Origin of the sequence: Mammaliicoccus sp. JADD-157, assembly GCF_049310805.1 — a bacterium.
Lineage (GTDB): Bacteria > Bacillota > Bacilli > Staphylococcales > Staphylococcaceae > Mammaliicoccus > Mammaliicoccus lentus.
In genome coordinates, this window is record NZ_JBMOVZ010000001.1 from 1,270,627 (window position 1) to 1,290,283 (window position 19,657).

Here is a 19,657-nt window from a genome sequence, read left to right on the forward strand (position 1 = left end):
TTCCCCCTAATTATGTTTTAAAGCTTCTTCGATAACTTTACTTTGTATAAGTTTATAAATTTCTGCATCACCTTCTGCAGTTGCAGAACGAACTTTACGTCCGTGATATTCTAGGTTAACATTTCTATCTTTTAGAATACTTTGCAATTGTAAGCTCACAAAACTCCAAGCACCTTGGTTTTTAGCTTCTTCTTGTGACCAGCCTACAGTTTCTAAGTTTCTAAATTCTGAAAGAACATTTTTTATCTCTTCTTTAGGGAATGGATAAAGTTGTTCTAATGCAATTAAACAAAGCTCATCGTTAGGATTTTTTTCTAATTCAGCTTTTAAATCAATGAACATTTTTCCTGAAGCGATAATCACTTTTTTAATTTTAGTTTTCTTGTACGGTTCAACTAAAATAGGTTCGAATTGACCTGTAGTGAATTCATCAATTGGTCTAGAAACAGTTTTATTTCTTAGTAAACTTTTTGGTGACATTAATACTAACGGTCTCATCTTATCAGTGTTTAAATATTTAGCGTGTCTTCTTAACAAATGATAATAGTTTGAAGAACTAGTTAAATTAGCAATAGTCATATTATTTTCACCAGCTAATTGTAAGAAGCGCTCTAATCTTGCTGAAGAATGTTCCGGACCTTGTCCTTCGTTACTATGTGGTAAGAATAACGCTAAACCACTTTTCTCTCCCCATTTAGCATTGCTGTTAGCCATGAAGTTATCAAAAATCATTTGTGCCATATTCGCAAAGTCACCGTATTGTGCTTCCCAAATATTAAATGATTCTGGATTATCTACGTTATAACCATATTCAAACCCAACAACAGCTGCTTCTGATAATGGAGAATTATAAATATCAAATGATGCTTTACCATTTGGAACATGATGTAAAGGAACAAATTGTTTTCCATCTTTTTCATCATGTAAAACAGCATGTCTTTGAGCGAATGTTCCGCGTTCAGAGTCTTGCCCTGTTAAACGAATTGGTGTACCATTTTGTAAAATCGTTGCAAATGCTAATTGTTCTGCATGAGCCCAATCCACAAGACCATCTTTTTCGAAAGGTTCACGTCTTCTATCTAAGACCTTATTAAGCTTTTTAAATACTGTAAAGTCTTCAGGATAGTCAAACATAGCGTCATTTATAGCTTTCAAATCATCATAGCTCGCATTTGTTATTTCATAATCTTGTCCTTGGCTAATCTTATCGGGCATTGTCATTTCTGGATTATCCATTTCAGCATCTTTATCAATTTTATCGTGAGCTGTTCTTAGTCTTTTAGTAACATCATCAAAGATTTCATTCATTTCTTCTTTAGTAATTAAACCTTGATCTACTAATTCTTGCCCATATTTTAATTCGATTGAAGGATGTTCTTTAATAGCTTTATACATCATTGGATTCGTGATTGAAGGTTCATCCATCTCGTTATGTCCATAACGTCTATAACCAACTAAATCTATGACAAAATCTTTATTAAATCTTTCTCTAAAGTCCATAGCCATTTCAATAGCTTTAACAGTTGCTTCTACGTCATCAGCGTTAACATGGATAATTGGTAAGTCATAACCTTTTGCAACATCAGTAGAATAAGTAGTTGAACGTCCATCTTCAGCTTCTGTTGTAAAACCAATTCTGTTGTTTGTAATAATGTGTAATGAACCACCTGTTGTATATCCATCTAAATTGCTTAAGTTCATGGCTTCAAAGTTAATACCTTGTCCAGGGAACGCAGCATCCCCATGAATTAATACAGCTAGTGATTTATTTAAATCTTGGCTTGGTCTACCAGGATCAGCTGTTGTATCTTGGTTAGAACGCGTCTTACCTAATACGACAGGAGAAACGATTTCTAAGTGACTTGGGTTGTTTGCTAAAGTTATAGTTTGTTCTATTCCATATTTACTTGTCGTTTTTGTTCCACCAAGATGATATTTTACATCTCCAGTCCAACCTGCTGTGATTTCTAATGATCCATCTTTAGGTAAAAAGATTAAAGGATTTTTATGCATAAATTCAGAAATCATCATTTCATAAGGTTTTTCTAGTACATGTGTTAAAACGTTTAATCTACCTCTATGTGCCATCCCAATTTGGATGTTTGGAATTTTAGCAGCATTTGTACGCTTTAAGATACGTTGTAACATAGGTACTAAAGTATCAACGCCCTCAATTGAGAAACGCTTTGCACCTACAAAGTTTTTATGAATATATTTTTCAAAGCCTTCAACTTCTGCTAAGCTTTTAAGTAATTCAATTTTTTCATCTTTAGATATTTCAATAGTGTTTGTTGATTCTATATATCTCTTAAGCCATACACGTTCTTCATTATTATTAATGTGTGTATACTCAAAAGCTATAGGACCTTGGTAACATGAAGTCATATATTCTATTGCTTCATATGCATTATCAAATTCACCATCAAAATGGTCAGATACTATACCAGCTGGTAATTTTTCTAATGTTTCTTTAGATAGCCCAAAGTCTTGATGTGTTAGCTTAGGTACATTTTTTCTTTCTGGACGGTATACTGGATAGATATGAGCAGTTAAATGTCCATATTGTCTGATATTGTCTATTAAACGCATAACACGTTTAACACTTGAATTGTCCACCCCTGTACCTATTTTTTGGCCAGTGCCTGTATTATTACTCGTTATTTCATCGAATAACACTTGCAAGTCTTCTGGGACTGACTCCGGATCATTAACGTAATTATCATACATTTCTAACATTAACCCTAAGTTAGTTCCAAATCTTACAGGTGCTTCGACATGATTATCATTCTTCATGTTCCACCCTCCAAGAAAATTATAAACCGTTTACATTCCCATTTTAGCACTTAACCGATTTATATTAAAGGCTAATTTACCATTTATGGCAGTTTATTTCCTATTTTACTTATTGATGAAAGTATCCTTGAAAATTACTGATATTTTAGTATATTCATCGACTACACTATCAACTTTCACAATACCGTCATACGAGTTGACTAATTTCTTAGCAATAGATAATCCTAAGCCATTTCCACCTTCTTTTCTTGAACGTGATTTATCGACTCTATAGAAGCGATCAAAAATAAATTCTAGGTCTTTTTTAGGTATACCCATTCCGTGGTCAATTATGTCAATTGTGATGGTTCTATTTTTTAAATTTGTTTGTATTTCGATATTTTTATTCTTTTTGTCATATTTCATGGCATTATCCATAAAAATAAGTAACATTTGTTCAAAATGGAAACGATTAATATTCATTCTGATTGCGTCATAATTAGATTTAAAAGCAAAAGAATAGTCAGGGTGTAATTTACGTAATGATTTGATTCGTGATTGTATTTCATAATTAATATCCACGATATCATTATCATCACTTGCGCTTGTTCTTGAATCCTTAGATAGTAATAATAATTCTTCCACTAATTTCGTAATTCTTTCCATTTCTTCAATGGAAATATCCAATGATTCTTCTAATACTTCTGGGTTGTTTTTTCCCCATCTTTGAATTAAGTTCAAATGCCCTTGAATAATCTGTAATGGTGTTCTTAATTCATGTGAAGCATCTTCCACAAATTGTTTTTGTTGATCAAATGAAACTTCTAGCTGTTCCATCATGTTATTGAATGTTTGGATCATATCGTCTGTTTCTTCATAATTAGTTGGTACTTCTAATTTTTCTTGGAACCCATCTCGACGAATTTGTTTCATCTTATCTGAAAGTATCGTAATTGGTTTCGTAATTTGTGATGAGAAAATATAACTTATTATTGCGATAAGGAATAAAGCAGTTAATCCAAATATACTGGCTAAAATAATCATGAATTTAATAATGGCGTCATAGCTATCTAAAGGATGAACGATTGCTTCATAGCCATTAAAGTAGCTTGTATTTATTGGACTATAAACGACTAAATAAGATTTGTTATCGACATGCATTTCATATATTTCTACTGATTTAACACGTTTAAATTCAGGAGTATATTTCAAATTGTCATTGTGTGTTTCTTCAAACATTGGCTTACCAAATTTATCAAAAAGTATCATTTTTTGATTGTCTGTTATCGTCGCGTTTATATCAGTTGAAGTAATTTGTCCTAATGTCTTAGATTGAAGCAAATTAACGGTATCTTGCGCGCTTCTCGTTGCAGTTCCAGTTTCTTGGTCTTTTAAATATAAGCTAATAAAATAAATGATAAACATACTAAACAATGCGAAAATGATAAATGTAATCGTGGTTGTAAGCATCATCCATTTTGTCTTTAAAGATTGTTGTTTCATGAACGTATCACGTACCCCACTCCTCTAACCGTTTCGATGATGTTTTCCTTTTTGAACGGTTTCAATTTATTTCTTAAATAACGTATGTAAACATCTACTACATTTGTTTCCACTTCTGACTCATAACCCCAAACATGATTTAAAATTTGTTCTCTCTGTAATACATAATTTTGATTTTCAGCGAGCAATAATAATAATTCATACTCTGTTTTAGTTAAATCAACTGATACTCCACCTATATAAACAGAAAAAGCATTTTTATCGATTTTAATATCATTAATTTCAATAGTACTAGTGTCAGATTCTAATGTTACATTTCTACGTATAATAACTCGAATTCTAGCTAACAATTCTTCAATATCAAAAGGTTTAACTATGTAGTCATCAGCACCATAATCTAAACCGATAACTTTATCATAAGTGTCACCTTTAGCAGTAATCATAATGATAGGCGTATTTTTTTCTCGACGTATACGTCTACATACTTCTAGACCGTTCATTTTAGGTAACATTAAGTCCAATAGTATACAATCATAATCGTCAGTTAAAGCTTGATTTAGCCCGCTCTCACCGTCATAACATATCTCTACTTCATAATCTTCATGTTTTAATTCTAATTCTATAAACCTTGCTAAATTTTGTTCATCTTCAATGATGAGTATCTTTTTCATGATGACACCTCAAATTTTTTAATTTTTTTCACTTTATAATTGACAATCGTTCTCAGTTAGTTATAATAGTAATTGAAAATGATTATCAATGAAAGAGTTCCCCCTCTAGTAAAAGATAACATTTTCAAGTTTCACATGCTCATTATATATGAGCAAAACTATTTTATCATTTAAAATAGTAAAATTTTAAAAAACTAATTGACATTCATTCTCAATTAGTTATAATAGTAATTGAAAATGATTCTCAACCAAATAAAAGAGTTCCCCCTCTAAGTATGGATTGAACATTTTCTATAACCCCCTTTTATGCCCATAAAAGTAAAACGTCCTAGTGATTCTGTCCAAATCACTAGGATGTTTTTTTAATATCTAATTTATTTTTAAGCATTAATTGAGCTAAAAGAATACAAACAATACCTCCAATAATACCTGCGATAATATCAGTTGGATAATGAACCCCTAAATAAACTCTAGAAGTAGATATCATTAATATAAAGATGACACATATTCCTGTTAAATAAGGTTTCATTGAACGTTTTGAAGCTCTAAAAACAATGTACATAATCGAGCCGAAAAATGCTGTTGAACCCATTGCATGTCCACTTGGAAAACTAAATCCTGAAATATCAATTAATCTCAGTAATGTTGGACGTTCTCTATCGAAAACATTTTTCAATAGTGGGTTTAAAGTACCTGATAGAATCATTGTTAATGCAAAAAATAAAGTTTCGATATTTAATCTTTTTAATTTAAGATAACAAATAATTAACAGTGATAAAGCAATCATTGCCCATACTTCTCCAACTTTAGTGAAACCAAGCATAATAGAAGTTGTAATAAAACTTTCTGTAGAATATATAAAGTTATAAACTTCGTTGTCTATCCACTTTCCTAAACGTGATTCATGAAAGAAAGCTATAACCCCGAAAATCAGGCTAAATATTAGTATTAATAACGTTCGATTAGCTTGGCTCATATAATACCTCCAATATTATTGAATATCAGATTCAATTTTGTTGAATAATGATTCTTTTGTATAACTTTCTTTAAATTTAGACATATTTTCAATCAACGTTTCACGTTCATTTTCAAGTTGATCTAAATTTCTAACTAATGTATTTTGATTCACTTCTTTTTCTTGTATAACTTTAGCATAACCATTTTTTTCGAAAATTTTAGCATTATCAATTTGGTCACCACGAGATTGGTCTAATCCTAAAGGAATTAGCAACATAGGTATTTTTAAAGTTGCAAACTCATAAATAGCATTTGCTCCTGCTCGACTGATTACTGTGTCAGAAATAGCGTAAAAATGCATAAGTTCTGATGAGACAAATTCATATTGAACATAGTGATTATTTTGAATGCTTTCATCTTTATGACCTTTACCTGTTAAATGTATAATTTGATATTTTTTAGTTAAGTAATCTAAATTGTCACGAACAGCTGCGTTTAATATTTTAGAGCCTAAACTACCGCCCATAACTAATAGAACAGGTAATTTATCATTAAATCCCGTTATTTTGTATCCTTCTTCTTTCTTACCATCTCTTAAGTCTTCTCTAATAATTGCTCCAATGAAATCTGATTTTTCTTTAGGAACATATTTTAATGTTTCTTCAAATGTTGTATACATTTTATTAGCAAACTTCATTGATATTTTATTAGCTAAACCTGGTGTTACGTCAGATTCATGAATAATAGTTGGTATTTTTAATGATTTAGCAGCGATGATTACCGGCACGCTTACGAAACCACCTTTAGAGAATACTAGATCTGGTTTTTCTTTTTTTAATGCTTTGCGAGCATCTAATATACCTTTTAATACTTTGAATACATCTTTTAAGTTTTCAAATGATAAATATCTTCGCAATTTACCACTAGATATCGGAATATATTTAGTAGTTTTTGCTGAATCAGTTATCATATCTTTTTCAATACCATTCTTTGAACCGATATAAACAGTTTCGATGCCACGTTGTTCAGCTTCTGGGATGAGTGCTAAGTTAACAGCGACGTGTCCAATTGTTCCGCCACCTGTAAATGCTATTTTTTTCATTTTAAATCTCCTTCTAATCTATCAATTTATAATACGCATAAAATGGTGCATTTTTATCAAATGGAAATTCGTTCGATTCATGTTCTCCAATAAATTTAAAATCAAATCTACTGAATAAATTTTGAGCACGTTTGTTTTTTGAGAATGTATCAGTCAATATAACTTTTACATTATTTTCGTTAGCTACTTCAATAGCAAATTGCATCATTTTATCGGCTACACCTTTAAACTCTGGGTTAGTAGCCATTCTGTGAATGACTACAGCATTATCAATTGGTACAGGCCAGTTAAATTGCTTATACCAATCTGCTTGTGATTGGTTGATACAAACATAACCTACCACTTCATTATTTAACTCATACAAATATAAATGACCATTTTCTATATCGGTATAGAAATCTTTTTCTAAAGGATATGCTTCATCCCATTGTGGATTATCATCTGACTTCATGATGGATTTCGCCATATTTGTTAGTTCATTAATGATTTCCATATCTGAATGTGTTGCTTTTCTCATTGTTGATCCCTCACTTATTGATGAATGTATTTAATCGTATCATCTAGTTGAATGTCTTCTTTTTGAATTTTATTGCGCATTAAGTCAATAAATTTTTCTGTTGTTTTATCTGTAAATATACCATCATCGTTAAGATTATGATCTTGTTGGAATCTTTTAACTGCGCTTTCTAATTCACTATCATAGTTTTCATTTTCATTGCTTACATTATACCCTAACGCATTTAGCCCAATCTTAATTGATTTCACTTCTTTTGCTTTATCACCGTTTTGGAATGATTTTTTAGGACTTATAATTTCAATTTCTTCATATTTAGGTGCCTTGATTTCTTTATTAGGTTTAATTCCTTTTTTATGAATATAAGACTTATTTGGCGTCAACCATCTCATATTTGTATATTTTAATATAGATGAATCATCAAATGATTGATGACTTTGGCCAATGCCTTTACCAAAAGTTGTCGTTCCAACTACATCAGCAATTTTATAATCTTGTAATGCCCCGGCGAATATTTCAGAAGCACTAGCTGAACCTTTATTTACTAATACTGAATAATCCATATCATCGATACCTGACATTTTATCTTTTTCAGTTTTTACTGCTTCAGGTTTGTCTCCTTTTGTCTCTAGATAAATGACTGGTTTGCCTTTATCAACGAAAAGGTTAACACTCGTGATTACTTCATCTAAAAGACCACCAGGATTGTTTCTTAAATCTAATACGACATGTTTAACGTTGTCTTTTTTAGCTTTTTTAATAGCTGATTTAAGTTCTTCTGTTGTCTTTTCCTGGAATTTAGAAATAGAAATGATACCAGTATCATCTTTTTTCTTATAATCTACACTCGTAACATGTATTTTATCTCGTTTAATTTCTACATCAAAAGGTTCTTTACCTTCTCTTTTTATTGTGAGCGTAACTGTTGTGCCTTTTTTACCTCTTACTTGGTTAACAATTTCATTCAACGATTTATTCTTAATAGATTTGTTATTAACTTTAGTGATAACATCTAAAGACTTAATACCAGCTTTTTCAGCAGGAGAATCTTTCATAGGGCTTGTAATACGTACATAATTATTATGAGATTCCATCTCAGCACCTATACCTACAAAGTCACCAGAAATCTCTTGATTATAACTTTCAGTATCTTCAGCAGATATGTATTCACTGTACGGATCATTTAAAGATTTGACCATTCCATCAATTGCACCTTTAGTCAATTTATCCTCATCAACATCCTTATAATAATCATCTTCAATTTGTTCATATACTTTTTCAATTTTATTAATGTTCTTTTGTTTATCGTTGCCATAATTTAAGCCGAATTTATATGAAGCAAATGTAACAACAGATGTTAAAAATACTGTTATAAATAAAAGTATGAGTAATTTATACAGTGGCATTGTTATTTGCTTATCATTTTTGTCATTTGATAATTTCATGATCTCACAACTTTCTTGTCAAATATAATTTATTTTAACAGTTTATCCAATCAAATAAAAACACTTTGGTGCTCAAAACACCAAAGTGTAAACTTTTAGAACTTTAACCATTCTTCATACGATTCGTATAAATCATCAAATACGCTCATTGGTTGAGTAAACATTACTTCTGTTTCTAAATAGTCTGAGAGTGTATGATAATCATTTGAAAACTTCGGAAAAGATAAATCTTGAAAAATTAAGTCTGCTAATTTTCCCATTTCGCTGTTTTCATTACGTTTTGTTAGTGCGTATTGATAAAATGAATACTGTTTCATTTATTTCATTTTCACATCTATTGCTTTAGTTTCGCCTTTTTGAAGACTAGTTAAAGATTCGACATTAATTTCTTCAGCATCATCAGTATTAGTAATAATAACTGGGCTGATAGTAGATTTTACTTTTGAATCGATCGTATCGATATCAAATTTTAATAATTCTTGTCCTTTTGTAACTTTATCGCCAGTATTTACAAGTGCTTCAAATCCTTCTCCACCTAGTTGAACTGTTTCTAATCCAACGTGAACTAAAACTTCAAGTCCATTTGCTGCTTTAACACCTACAGCGTGATTTGAAGGCTTGAATACATTAACAACTTCACCGTCAAAAGGAGCTACTACAATACCTTCTGCAGGTTTGATACCAAACCCTTCACCCATCATTTTTTGAGCGAATACCGGATCAGGTATATCTTCTATTGCTACATACTCACCTGAAATTGGTGCAAATACTTCTACATTTACGTCTTTTGTCTTGTTACCGCCAAATAATTTTTTAAACATGTTAATCGTCTCCCCTGTTATTTAAAATGATGTACTAAATCTCCGTATCCTAATTCTTCTAACTTTTCATACGGGATAAATTGAACTGCTGCAGAATTGATACAATATCTTAATCCACCAGCTTCTTTAGGTCCATCGTTGAACACGTGACCTAAATGACTGTTAGAATCTTCTGAGCGTACTTCAGTTCTAACCATGCCATGTGTTTTATCCACTAGCTCAATAACTTCTTCGTCATTTAACGCTTTAGAAAAGCTAGGCCAACCGCAATCTGATTCAAATTTTTCTTCAGATGTAAACAATGGTTTTCCGGATAACTTATCTACATATATACCTTTATCAAAATGATTCCAATATTCATTTTGGAAGGGTGGTTCAGTACCATCTTGTTGTGTTACAAGGTATTCCATTTCATTTAATTCGTCTTTTGATTTTTTTAACACTTTAATTCCCCCAATGTTTTTCTATAAAAGCTTTACGACCAGAACCTTGTTGATAACCTTGATAATGAGCCGGGTTCTTCAAATAATAATCTTGATGATGTTCTTCGGCTGGATAGAAATTCTTATAAGGTTTCACTGGTGTAATTACGGGTTTATCAAAAATTTGTCTTTCATTTAGTTCGTCTATTTTATTTAAAGCTACTTTCTTTTGATTTTCATCATGATAGAAAATTACAGGTTCATAACTCTCTCCTCTATCGAAGAATTGCCCTTTATTATCGGTAGGATCAAAAGTTTTGAAATATATATCAAGAATAGCTTCGAAATCAGTTATATTCTCATCATATTCAATTTGAACAGCTTCAACATGTCCAGTTTGATTTGTACATACCTCTTCATAAGTAGGATTTTCAACATGACCACCGCTATAACCAGAAGTCACTTCTTTAATGCCAGGGTATTCGTTGAATGGTTTAACTAAACACCAAAAACATCCACCCGCTAAAGTTGCATATGCCATTGTTGCGCCTCCCTTGTTGATTTACTTTAACTTAATATCAAAATACCATTTTTTTGCCGAAATATCTAACGTTTGAATTTGGATTGCGTCAACATTATCGATATCTATCTTATCTAAAGATAAATATATAGTTTCTTCTTTTGGATCGATATTTATATATTCTGGTAAATCACTATACTTTTTAATTTGAGATAATACAAAAGGATTTGAAATATTTAATTTACCAATATCTATTGATTGTATTTTAAATTTAATAGTATCTTTATTTACTTTTGTAGGTATTGTATCTAACTTAATGTTAATATCCCTATTTAAAACTTGAGTCGTCGTATTAAAAATTAAGTCATTCTCCGTTATTTCTGTTTCGATGTCATAATCTTTTAAAGTCGCATTCATAAGAGATTGTAATTCTTCATTATTAAAAGAAACTGTGAAATCTTTGGACGTCTGTTCATTTGATTCATTTACAGATTTAGATGAATCAGTTATTGAAGTGAACACATAAATAATCGCTATAAGTATTAGAACAATAAGAATAGTAAAAGCATAAAACCAAAAGCGATTATTCATCCAATTTTTATTTTCCATAATAAAACACGCCTATAGCACCTTCACCTGTATGTGTAGAAACAACTGGTGTCGTAATTGCTGTATCAAAGTTATGAATATCTTTTTTTTCTTTAATTGAATTCATTAATTTATTCACCAAATCTTCTGCATTTGCATCAGCTATACCGACTTTGATGATTTCTTTAGTTTCTAGGAATACATCTAACTCTTTAAGTAAAAATTTAACGACAGCGTTTTGAGTGCGAGCATTATGAATCATTTCTATCTTTCCGTTAATGAGTTCGCCAATAGGTTTAATGTTCATCAATGAACCTAATAAAGCTTTAGCTTTACCTATTCTTCCACCTTTAACTAAATTATCTATATTACCGATAACAACAAATAAACGCATGTTAGATTTCATATTTTCATGTTCTTTAACAATTTCTTCTGATGTATAGCCTTCGCTAATTAATTTAACAATCTCTTCTACTTGAAATCCATATGCTAAAGAAATGAATTTACTATCGATAACAGTAACTTTTGTTTCTGTCATTTGGCTAGCTTGTTGAGCTGCGCTAAAAGTACCAGATAATTCAGATGTCATATGAATGCTGATGACTTCTGAACCGTCTTCTCCTAATTTATCGTAAGTTTCAACTAACTTACCTATTGCTGGTTGGCTCGTTTTAGGTAAGTTTTCAGCTTCTCTCATTTTCAATAAGAACTCTTCAGAACTGATTTCTGTTTGGTCTTCGTAAGTAACACCGTCAATTACTATATTTAAAGGTACAACACTAATATCGTGTTCTTCTAAATAATCTTTTGGCAAATCCGTAGTTGAATCGATAACTAATTTAATTTTATTCATTGCTTTTCTCCTTTAACGATTGAACAGAAAGGCTAATTTGATTTTGAACAAAGTGACTAACTTCCTGCATCGTTTTATCTTCAAATATTGATGGGTCAATAGGGTCTAGTATATGTACATAGACATCACCAGGCACCATTTTTCTTGATTGATATTTCTCCATTATTTGAGATGTACCGTATATTGCTATTGGCACAATTTTAACTTGAGCAGATTTAGCTAATTTCAATGAACCAGCCTTGAACTCTTGCATCTCTTGGCCTTTACTTCTACTACCTTGAGGAAAAATCAATAAAGAATGTTTTTCTTTTAATTTTTTAATACCATCTTTAATCATTTGTAAACTTGCTCGTCGATTAGAACGATCTAAGTAAATACAATTTAATTCTTCCATCCATGGTTTTAAAAAAGGGATTTTTTCAACTTCTTTTTTTGAAATAAAACCAAAAGGTTGTGGTAATTGATTAATCAAAACGGGGATATCAAAATTACCTTCATGATTCGATACATAAAGCACTGGGTCATCTAGAGGTTCTGTACGACCAGATAAATGTACCTTTACGCCTGCAGATTTTAATATTTTTTGAGACCATCTCTGTGCGTATAGAAATGTCATTTCATCTTGACTTCTAATATCGTCTATTTGGTTTTTCTTTTCTTTAAGTTTAGGTAATTGAGTTGATACAAGTGCAGCATAACCGATAATACAACCAACTGTTCTAGCCATTCTTAACATATTATTTTATCCTTTCCAAGTGCATAAAAGTATGTGGGAGTATGTTTTTTTCATCTAATTCTCCTGCTTCAGATGAAATTACATTCCATTCATTAAAGGTATAAGGTGGAAAGAATGCATCTCCTTGAAATTTATCTTCTATTACAGTTACATACATATCGTCCACACGTGACATCATTTGTTCATATAAACCTTGCCCACCAAATATAAATATATGGCCTTCTAATTGGTCTATTTCATCGATTGAATGAATCACGTCTACGCCTTCGTGATAAAAAGATTCATTAGAAGTTAAAACAACATTTCTTCTATTCGGTAATGGTTTACCAATTGATTCGAATGTTTTTCTACCCATCACAATTGTATTACCCGATGTTAAATTTTTCACTCTTTTTAAATCGTTTGGTAAATGCCAAGGCATTTTATTATCTAATCCTATTACTCTATTTTGATCATGACATACAATAATTGATTTCATTTAAATTCTCCTTTAAACCGCTATAGGTGCTTTTATACTTGGATGTGATTGATAATCTTGAATTTCTAAATCTTCATAATCTATATCGAATAGTGATTTTTCTGTATTGATATTTAGTTTAGGTGGATTGTATGAAGACCTTGATAATTGTTCTTCAACAGCATCTATATGATTTTTATAAATATGAGCATCACCGAATGTGTGTACAAATTCCCCTACTTCAAGATTACACTCTTTAGCTATTAAATGTGTTAAAAGACTATAACTTGCTATATTAAAAGGTACTCCTAAAAATATATCAGCACTTCTTTGATAAAGTTGGCAACTTAATTTACCATCTTTTACGTAAAATTGGAATAATGTATGACAAGGTGGTAAAGCCATTGTATCTATCTCAGTTGGGTTCCATGCTGAGATTATATGTCTTCTAGAATTCGGATTATTTTTAATATTATCAATTAAAGTTTGAAGTTGATCGAAGCTTTCTCCGTTTTGATCTTTCCAATCTCTCCATTGTTTACCGTAAACATTACCTAAATCACCATATTTACGCATAAATTCATCATCATTTAAAATTTTATCCTTAAAGATTGCGAGTTGTTCTTTATATTGTTCATTAAATTCATCATTAACTAATGATCTTCTACCGAAGTCTGTCATATCTGGGCCAGTATATTCATCACTCTCTATCCATTTCTTAAATGCCCACTCGTTCCAGATATTATTCTTATATTGCAATAAATATCTAATATTAGTATCACCTTTAATAAACCATAATAATTCAGTGGCAATTAATTTGAATGAAACTTTTTTAGTTGTAAGTAGTGGAAACCCTTCTGACAAGTCAAATCTCATTTGATGACCAAATATTGAAATTGTACCTGTACCAGTTCTATCGTCTTTATTTTCGCCTTCATTTAATACTTTGCGGCATAAATCGTGATATGCTTCATCAAAGTTATTCATACGAGCACCTCTTTTTAATCTTTATTCTTCTTTTCTATATTAACGAAAATACTTATAATTTACTACTGATATAATATAGAAACTCCTTTGATATTTATGTATAATAGAGATAAATATAATAACCATTACTTTAAAGGGGGCCATCTCAATGAATGAAATATTTGCTACTTTGGGATTATTTTTATTATTATGTTATATGATTAGTATGTGTATCACTGAATAAGTAATGATACGCACGCATATTTAATGTGTCATTTCATTTAAAGTTAAAAAACAGAGAAAATCCTTTATTCATTTTAGGGTTTTCTCTGTTTTTTGCTATAAGGCTTGTTTACTGTTGTTTACGCGTAAGCCATAATGCGTTTTCGAACTTTTTCGTAAGCATTGCATAACATTTAACTCTTTAAATAATAAACTGTCAAAGCGCGCCTTTAAAATTAAGTAATTATAGTGTTTTATCGGTTTATATTCTTGTATTTTAAGAATATTGTTAGAGAGTTCACCCATTCTATCACTTTCTATTAAAGTTTTTTCGAACATGTGATCTAAATATAATATATCAACTTTTTCTTCATTCAACTTAATCCAATTATTATAATCTTCATTTATAAAATGAATTCTTTTTAATTCGTTATTGTTGAGTTGTAGTTTCATACCTTCAGAAATTACGAAATGAATTAAAGGGTGTTGTTCAATAGAAAATACGTTAGCGTTTGGAAATTGCTTTAATACTAAATAGCTATCTCTACCAAAACCCATTGTTCCATCAACAAAATTAAATGAAGTTTCTTTACTAGTTATATGATTTATCATTTCACTTAATATGGGTTGCTTTTGATTTTTTACCATATTTAATTTTACTTTCGCGGTATCTAAATGAAAATAAATGGGTATTTCTGAAGTGAAATATAGTTTTGGACCAGTATTTTCGAATACGATAACTGGTGAGTCATTAGATTTAAAAATCTGTTTTATCGTTAATTTTTTACGTTTTATAATAGAAATGTTTTGTATGTATTTATTTTTATTCAGCAAATGAAATGCATCTTCTACCTGTTTGTAGAGAGATGCATTTGTTTTTACTGAAGTTGTTATGCGTAAATCAGTCACAATATTCATCGAATGCGTCTTTTATATCCATACAAATTTCTTGGATATCTCTTCCTTCAATATGTTCACGTGGCATAAAGTATTTTAGTTCATTTCCTTTAAATAAAGCCATTGAAGGGCTTGAAGGAACTTGCGCAATGTATTCTCTCATTGTTTCTGTTGCTTCTTTATCTTGACCAGCAAATACAGTGGCAGTTCGAGAAGGTTTTTTATCATTTTGTAAAGCGACTGTTACAGCTGCAGGTCTTGCTAATCCAGCAGCACAACCACATACAGAGTTAACAACTACAAATGTTGTTTCATTTTGCTCTGCGTCTTCCATATAACCTTTAACTTGGTCAGGTGTTTCTAAGCTTTCAAACCCTTGCTCAGTCAATTCGCTTCGCATTGGTTGAGCTAATTCTTTCATGTATTGTTCATATGCATTCATATTAATTCTCCTCTCTTTTTCTGTTAGCCATTTGTTTCCAAACAGAACCTAAAGCAGCTTCGCCATTTTCAATTCTTTCAATAGCCATTTGAACTTGTAATTTAACATCAAACGCTGGATCATCTTGTCTATTCTTAAGCGCTGGTAAAGCAGTTTCGTCACCTTCATCAAAAATAAACATCGCTGCACGCCATCTTACGATTTTTTGTGGGTCTTCTAAAGCTTCAATCATAACAGGTAAAGCTTCTTTAAAGCCTAAATCACTAAAGCAATCTCCAGCTGTTCTTCTTACTGCTACATTTTTATCTTTCATAGCTTCATATAAATAAGGTAATGTTTCTTTCGTCTCAATCATACCTAACAATACAACAGCCATACGTCTAATTTGTGGCTTTTCGTCATTAAGTGCGACTTCCAGTAATGGATAGTCTTCTTCAGTTGGCGTTGGAAAATCATTTAACATTCTTAGACGTGTTTTCCAATCTTGTTCTTGTTCGAATTCTTCCTTACTAACATGGATGAATTGTTTTTCTGGAATTGTAATATCTTTAGTTAAAGCTTCTTCAACTAAATTTTCAAGAATTGATTCTGGATATAATGCAAGAATTTCTTCTTGTACAGTTTCCATTACATCATCTAATTCGCCATAACGGATACCTAAATCATCCCATTTTCTTAAAAATACAACGTTGTCCTCATCTTTAGTTGCTTTTAACATACTATCAATATAAATCTCAGGTAGCTGTTTTCTTTTTTCTTCATTCTCTGTTGTTAGTTTTATTTGATAAGGAATACCTTTAAATCTTAATACTTCAGCTTTAACTTCCCCGTAATGTTCATTGACTTTAGCTTCTTGTTCTTCGTTATCATCTTCTGTACCAGAAATAGCAGCTGTCACGTCTTTTAATAAAGTATCCCAGTTTTCTTTACCTTTTTTGTCGACTGCAATGAAATCCATAACATGAAAGACTGATCTTATACCGTCTAACTGTAAAATACGATTGATAAATTCAGGGTTGTGATCGTTGACTTCTGTATATGTTTGAGAAGTTCTATCCTCTTTCTTGAATGATAATACGATTTTCATCGTGTTTGGACTTGGTGTTGGTTCTACTCTTACGATTTCCATAATATCCTCCTTATTGAAGTTTGTTTCCCAATTGTTTTATGCGTATACCTATAGAACATTCAGATATACAATATTGATGAGCTTGATGTTTGCCTTGCGTCTCTCTATAATGCGTTTTTAATAAACATCCTTTGCAATATGTCTCCATTAATTGATCTATTTTTTTAATAGCTATTTTTTCATCTTCAACTAAAATAAGCGTCACTCCTTACTTAGACCGTAATTATATCATTAGTATTATAAATTGTGGATTATAAAGCTTATTGCATTTTATAACTTTGGCCTTTATAATTGTTAAGTTCGAATATCGCGGTTTCTAAACACCCGCTATATCAAAATTTAGGAGGAACAAAGTTATGTATAATGAATTATTTGGTATTATTACCTTTTTAATCACATTTATATTAATGTTGATTCTATACCGTATATTTGGAAAAACAGGTCTATTTGTTTGGGTTGCCGTAGGTACTATTATAGCAAATATACAAGTTATTAAAACAGTAGAGTTATTTTCAGTGAGCGCAACACTCGGAAATGTAATGTTCGCTTCAATTTATCTTGCAACGGATATTTTAAATGATATATATGGTAGAAAACAAGCTAAGAAAGCAGTTTGGCTAGGTTTTTCTTCTGTCATTGTAATGGTTATATTATTACAATGTTCATTAACATTTATACCAGCACAAGAAGATGTATCACAAGATGCATTAAAAACTATTTTTGGTATCGTGCCAAGAATAGCACTAGGTTCAATTTTCGCATATATTATTGGTCAACATTTAGATGTACTATTATTTAATATCATTAAAAAGAAATTTTCTTCTGACAGTACATTCTACATAAGAGCATATGGTAGTACAGCTATTAGTTCTATTGTTGACACAGCGATATTCGTGCTAATCGCATTCTATGGCAATATGCCTGGAACTGTATTATTTGAAATATTTATAACTACTTATTTCCTTAAACTACTAACAACAATCACAAATGTGCCTTTTGGTTATATAGCTAAGTCTATGTATCGTAAAGGGAAAATTGTGGAGTAACATTATAAATAGAAGTAAATTAAAATCGCTAATCCTTATAAGGATTAGCGATTTTTTATTGAAATAAGGAAACAGCCCGGGACATATATATAAATGTCTCGGGCTGTTTCTTTATATAGGCAGTAGCTGACTGAATTGAAAATACGCTTATACTAAGCTTTTTTCAAACCTAGTCACCCTTGCCTGGGTGGGACTACGAAATCTTTTTAGCAAAATGAGATTTCTGTCTCACTCTCTACTCTTATAAATTCAAGAAATAATCTTACTTAAATAAACGAGAGAATTATTCTTTATCTACAGATTTTTTACGTCTGAATAATAATGCTAGGCCACCAAATAATGAAGTGATACCTAATAAACCAGCTTGTTTGTTTTCTTCTTCACCAGTGTTTGGTAATACTTTTGCACCTTTATGGTCTTTATTTGAACCAGATTTAGATGATTGATTTTTGTCATTCATATTGCTACTTGTATTTTGACCATTAGAACTTGTAGTACCTTGTTGTTTCATTGAAGAATTGTGTTTTTCGTGCATTGAACTATCAGCTTTATCGTCAGTATTTACTTTGCTGTTACTGTTGTTATTACTGTTAGTCATACCGTTACCATCTGCTTTATTGCTATCTTTTCCAGCTGGTTTAGTAGTATTGTCTTTACCAGGTTTGTCGTCTCCACCAGCGCTTGGCTTATCAGAACCGTTGTCTTTACCAGGTTTGTCATTTCCGCCAGTGCTTGGCTTGTTAGAGCCATTGTCTTTACCAGGTTTGTCATTTCCACCAGTACTTGGCTTATCAGAACCATCATTTTTACCTGGCTTGTCGTCTCCACCAGTGCTTGGTTTGTCAGAACCGTTGTTGTTAGAATCTTTGGCTGGCGTTGTTACATCAGGTTTGCCATCGTTATCTTTGTCCGTAGGTGTAGTTCCATTCGGATCAGATTCATCTTTATTTGGAATACCATCTTTATCAGTGTCTTCGTCACCGTCTGATGTACCATTACCATCAGAATCAGGATTTGTTGGATCAGTACCTGCAGCTTCCTCGTCTTTATTATTCACACCGTCACCATCGATATCTGTATCTTGGTCATCAGGGATGCCGTCACCGTCTGTATCTTTAGGTTGGTCGTCTGGTTTGTCATTTCCGTCAGTGCTTGGTTTGTCAGAACCATCGTCTTTACCTGGTTTGTCGTCTCCACCAGTATTTGGTTTGTCAGAACCTTTGGCTGGCGTTGTAATATCAGGTTTACCATCGTTGTCTTTATCCGTAACAGTTGTACCGTTTGGATCAGACTCGTCTTTGTTCGGAATACCATCTTTATCAGTGTCTTCGTCACCGTCTGATGTACCATTACCATCAGAATCAGGATTTGTTGGATCAGTACCTGCAGCTTCCTCGTCTTTATTATTCACACCGTCACCATCGATATCTGTATCTTTAGGTTGGTCGCCTGGTTTGTCATTTCCGTCAGTGCTTGGTTTGTCAGAACCATCGTCTTTACCTGGTTTGTCGTCTCCACCAGTATTTGGTTTGTCAGAACCTTTGGCTGGCGTTGTAATATCAGGTTTACCATCGTTGTCTTTATCCGTAACAGT

At 31.5% G+C, this 19,657-nt stretch carries 22 protein-coding genes; 1 reads left to right on the forward strand and 21 read right to left on the reverse strand.

From position 1 onward, the window contains the following. Window positions 1-6: 6 nt before the first annotated feature. From ACO6VN_RS06390 to ACO6VN_RS06485, 20 genes are all read right to left on the reverse strand, one after another. Entirely contained in the window at window positions 7-2,793 is a 2,787-nt protein-coding gene (locus ACO6VN_RS06390) for a 2-oxoglutarate dehydrogenase E1 component (RefSeq protein ID WP_422404393.1), read from the reverse strand. A 105-nt stretch (window positions 2,794-2,898) separates the two neighbouring features. Continuing rightward, window positions 2,899-4,275, reverse strand: coding sequence for a HAMP domain-containing sensor histidine kinase (locus tag ACO6VN_RS06395; RefSeq protein ID WP_422404394.1), 1,377 nt, complete (start codon window positions 4,273-4,275; stop codon window positions 2,899-2,901). Then, complete coding sequence (locus ACO6VN_RS06400) at window positions 4,272-4,946, reverse strand: response regulator transcription factor (RefSeq protein WP_194200161.1); 675 nt, start codon at window positions 4,944-4,946, stop codon at window positions 4,272-4,274. The genes ACO6VN_RS06395 and ACO6VN_RS06400 overlap by 4 nt, the downstream gene beginning before the upstream one ends. A 349-nt stretch (window positions 4,947-5,295) precedes the next feature. Continuing rightward, window positions 5,296-5,922, reverse strand: a complete 627-nt coding sequence (locus ACO6VN_RS06405) for a phosphatase PAP2 family protein (RefSeq protein WP_017000181.1) — start codon at window positions 5,920-5,922, stop codon at window positions 5,296-5,298. 15 nt (window positions 5,923-5,937) lie between these two features. Further along, on the reverse strand, window positions 5,938-7,005 hold the full coding sequence (locus ACO6VN_RS06410) for an undecaprenyldiphospho-muramoylpentapeptide beta-N-acetylglucosaminyltransferase (RefSeq protein ID WP_194200160.1): 1,068 nt from the start codon (window positions 7,003-7,005) through the stop codon (window positions 5,938-5,940). Window positions 7,006-7,018: 13 nt separating this feature from the next. Then, window positions 7,019-7,522 (reverse strand): GNAT family N-acetyltransferase, encoded by a 504-nt coding sequence (locus ACO6VN_RS06415; RefSeq protein ID WP_194200159.1) that lies wholly within the window; start codon window positions 7,520-7,522, stop codon window positions 7,019-7,021. Window positions 7,523-7,536: 14 nt separating this feature from the next. Further along, the gene (locus tag ACO6VN_RS06420; RefSeq protein ID WP_194200158.1) at window positions 7,537-8,964 is read right to left on the reverse strand and encodes a S41 family peptidase; all 1,428 of its coding nucleotides are present in this window, start codon (window positions 8,962-8,964) and stop codon (window positions 7,537-7,539) included. 95 nt (window positions 8,965-9,059) lie between these two features. Then, the gene (locus ACO6VN_RS06425) at window positions 9,060-9,281 is read right to left on the reverse strand and encodes a YozE family protein (protein WP_017000177.1); all 222 of its coding nucleotides are present in this window, start codon (window positions 9,279-9,281) and stop codon (window positions 9,060-9,062) included. Further along, the gene (locus tag ACO6VN_RS06430; protein WP_194200157.1) at window positions 9,282-9,785 is read right to left on the reverse strand and encodes a PTS sugar transporter subunit IIA; all 504 of its coding nucleotides are present in this window, start codon (window positions 9,783-9,785) and stop codon (window positions 9,282-9,284) included. It lies immediately after the preceding gene. Between the two features lie 17 nt (window positions 9,786-9,802). Beyond that, window positions 9,803-10,228, reverse strand: a complete 426-nt coding sequence (gene msrB, locus ACO6VN_RS06435; RefSeq protein WP_017000175.1) for a peptide-methionine (R)-S-oxide reductase MsrB — start codon at window positions 10,226-10,228, stop codon at window positions 9,803-9,805. A 1-nt stretch (window position 10,229) separates the two neighbouring features. Then, window positions 10,230-10,748 carry a peptide-methionine (S)-S-oxide reductase MsrA gene (gene msrA / locus ACO6VN_RS06440; protein WP_064205157.1) on the reverse strand — a complete coding sequence of 173 codons (519 nt, stop codon included), beginning with the start codon at window positions 10,746-10,748 and terminating at the stop codon, window positions 10,230-10,232. A 21-nt stretch (window positions 10,749-10,769) separates the two neighbouring features. Further along, window positions 10,770-11,336 (reverse strand): DUF2140 family protein, encoded by a 567-nt coding sequence (locus ACO6VN_RS06445; RefSeq protein WP_017000173.1) that lies wholly within the window; start codon window positions 11,334-11,336, stop codon window positions 10,770-10,772. Beyond that, on the reverse strand, window positions 11,326-12,168 hold the full coding sequence (locus ACO6VN_RS06450) for a DegV family protein (protein ID WP_194200156.1): 843 nt from the start codon (window positions 12,166-12,168) through the stop codon (window positions 11,326-11,328). Before ACO6VN_RS06450 ends, ACO6VN_RS06445 begins: the two co-directional genes overlap by 11 nt. Further along, window positions 12,161-12,904, reverse strand: a complete 744-nt coding sequence (locus ACO6VN_RS06455) for a lysophospholipid acyltransferase family protein (protein WP_017000171.1) — start codon at window positions 12,902-12,904, stop codon at window positions 12,161-12,163. Before ACO6VN_RS06455 ends, ACO6VN_RS06450 begins: the two co-directional genes overlap by 8 nt. A gap of 1 nt (window position 12,905) precedes the next feature. Beyond that, window positions 12,906-13,382, reverse strand: a complete 477-nt coding sequence (locus ACO6VN_RS06460; RefSeq protein WP_017000170.1) for a dihydrofolate reductase — start codon at window positions 13,380-13,382, stop codon at window positions 12,906-12,908. Between the two features lie 12 nt (window positions 13,383-13,394). Beyond that, window positions 13,395-14,348 (reverse strand): thymidylate synthase, encoded by a 954-nt coding sequence (locus tag ACO6VN_RS06465; protein WP_017000169.1) that lies wholly within the window; start codon window positions 14,346-14,348, stop codon window positions 13,395-13,397. Window positions 14,349-14,666: 318 nt separating this feature from the next. After that, window positions 14,667-15,467 carry a class I SAM-dependent methyltransferase gene (locus ACO6VN_RS06470; RefSeq protein WP_194200155.1) on the reverse strand — a complete coding sequence of 267 codons (801 nt, stop codon included), beginning with the start codon at window positions 15,465-15,467 and terminating at the stop codon, window positions 14,667-14,669. Next, window positions 15,451-15,888, reverse strand: a complete 438-nt coding sequence (locus tag ACO6VN_RS06475) for a BrxA/BrxB family bacilliredoxin (protein ID WP_017000167.1) — start codon at window positions 15,886-15,888, stop codon at window positions 15,451-15,453. Before ACO6VN_RS06475 ends, ACO6VN_RS06470 begins: the two co-directional genes overlap by 17 nt. 1 nt (window position 15,889) lies before the next feature. Next, entirely contained in the window at window positions 15,890-17,017 is a 1,128-nt protein-coding gene (locus tag ACO6VN_RS06480) for a conserved virulence factor C family protein (protein ID WP_194200154.1), read from the reverse strand. Window positions 17,018-17,027: 10 nt separating this feature from the next. After that, complete coding sequence (locus ACO6VN_RS06485) at window positions 17,028-17,222, reverse strand: zinc-finger domain-containing protein (RefSeq protein ID WP_081501341.1); 195 nt, start codon at window positions 17,220-17,222, stop codon at window positions 17,028-17,030. Window positions 17,223-17,373: 151 nt separating this feature from the next. Here ACO6VN_RS06485 and ACO6VN_RS06490 point away from each other — a divergent pair, with 151 nt between their 5' ends. Then, the gene (locus tag ACO6VN_RS06490; RefSeq protein ID WP_064205164.1) at window positions 17,374-18,063 is read left to right on the forward strand and encodes a queuosine precursor transporter; all 690 of its coding nucleotides are present in this window, start codon (window positions 17,374-17,376) and stop codon (window positions 18,061-18,063) included. A gap of 283 nt (window positions 18,064-18,346) precedes the next feature. Here ACO6VN_RS06490 and ACO6VN_RS06495 read toward each other — a convergent pair. Next, on the reverse strand, window positions 18,347-19,657 hold a 1,311-nt coding region (locus ACO6VN_RS06495; protein ID WP_422404395.1), incomplete at its 5' end, for an LPXTG cell wall anchor domain-containing protein.

Bases quoted from the DNA above. Each gene is read 5' to 3' on its own strand.
- ACO6VN_RS06390 (WP_422404393.1), bottom strand. From the start codon at position 2,793: ATGAAGAATGATAATCATGTCGAAGCACCTGTAAGATTTGGAACTAAC.
- ACO6VN_RS06395 (WP_422404394.1), bottom strand. From the start codon at position 4,275: ATGAAACAACAATCTTTAAAGACAAAATGGATGATGCTTACAACCACG.
- ACO6VN_RS06400 (WP_194200161.1), bottom strand. From the start codon at position 4,946: ATGAAAAAGATACTCATCATTGAAGATGAACAAAATTTAGCAAGGTTT.
- ACO6VN_RS06405 (WP_017000181.1), bottom strand. From the start codon at position 5,922: ATGAGCCAAGCTAATCGAACGTTATTAATACTAATATTTAGCCTGATT.
- ACO6VN_RS06410 (WP_194200160.1), bottom strand. From the start codon at position 7,005: ATGAAAAAAATAGCATTTACAGGTGGCGGAACAATTGGACACGTCGCT.
- ACO6VN_RS06415 (WP_194200159.1), bottom strand. From the start codon at position 7,522: ATGAGAAAAGCAACACATTCAGATATGGAAATCATTAATGAACTAACA.
- ACO6VN_RS06420 (WP_194200158.1), bottom strand. From the start codon at position 8,964: ATGAAATTATCAAATGACAAAAATGATAAGCAAATAACAATGCCACTG.
- ACO6VN_RS06425 (WP_017000177.1), bottom strand. From the start codon at position 9,281: ATGAAACAGTATTCATTTTATCAATACGCACTAACAAAACGTAATGAA.
- ACO6VN_RS06430 (WP_194200157.1), bottom strand. From the start codon at position 9,785: ATGTTTAAAAAATTATTTGGCGGTAACAAGACAAAAGACGTAAATGTA.
- msrA (WP_064205157.1), bottom strand. From the start codon at position 10,748: ATGGCATATGCAACTTTAGCGGGTGGATGTTTTTGGTGTTTAGTTAAA.
- ACO6VN_RS06445 (WP_017000173.1), bottom strand. From the start codon at position 11,336: ATGGAAAATAAAAATTGGATGAATAATCGCTTTTGGTTTTATGCTTTT.
- ACO6VN_RS06450 (WP_194200156.1), bottom strand. From the start codon at position 12,168: ATGAATAAAATTAAATTAGTTATCGATTCAACTACGGATTTGCCAAAA.
- ACO6VN_RS06455 (WP_017000171.1), bottom strand. From the start codon at position 12,904: ATGTTAAGAATGGCTAGAACAGTTGGTTGTATTATCGGTTATGCTGCA.
- ACO6VN_RS06460 (WP_017000170.1), bottom strand. From the start codon at position 13,382: ATGAAATCAATTATTGTATGTCATGATCAAAATAGAGTAATAGGATTA.
- ACO6VN_RS06465 (WP_017000169.1), bottom strand. From the start codon at position 14,348: ATGAATAACTTTGATGAAGCATATCACGATTTATGCCGCAAAGTATTA.
- ACO6VN_RS06470 (WP_194200155.1), bottom strand. From the start codon at position 15,467: ATGAATATTGTGACTGATTTACGCATAACAACTTCAGTAAAAACAAAT.
- ACO6VN_RS06475 (WP_017000167.1), bottom strand. From the start codon at position 15,888: ATGAATGCATATGAACAATACATGAAAGAATTAGCTCAACCAATGCGA.
- ACO6VN_RS06480 (WP_194200154.1), bottom strand. From the start codon at position 17,017: ATGGAAATCGTAAGAGTAGAACCAACACCAAGTCCAAACACGATGAAA.
- ACO6VN_RS06490 (WP_064205164.1), top strand. From the start codon at position 17,374: ATGTATAATGAATTATTTGGTATTATTACCTTTTTAATCACATTTATA.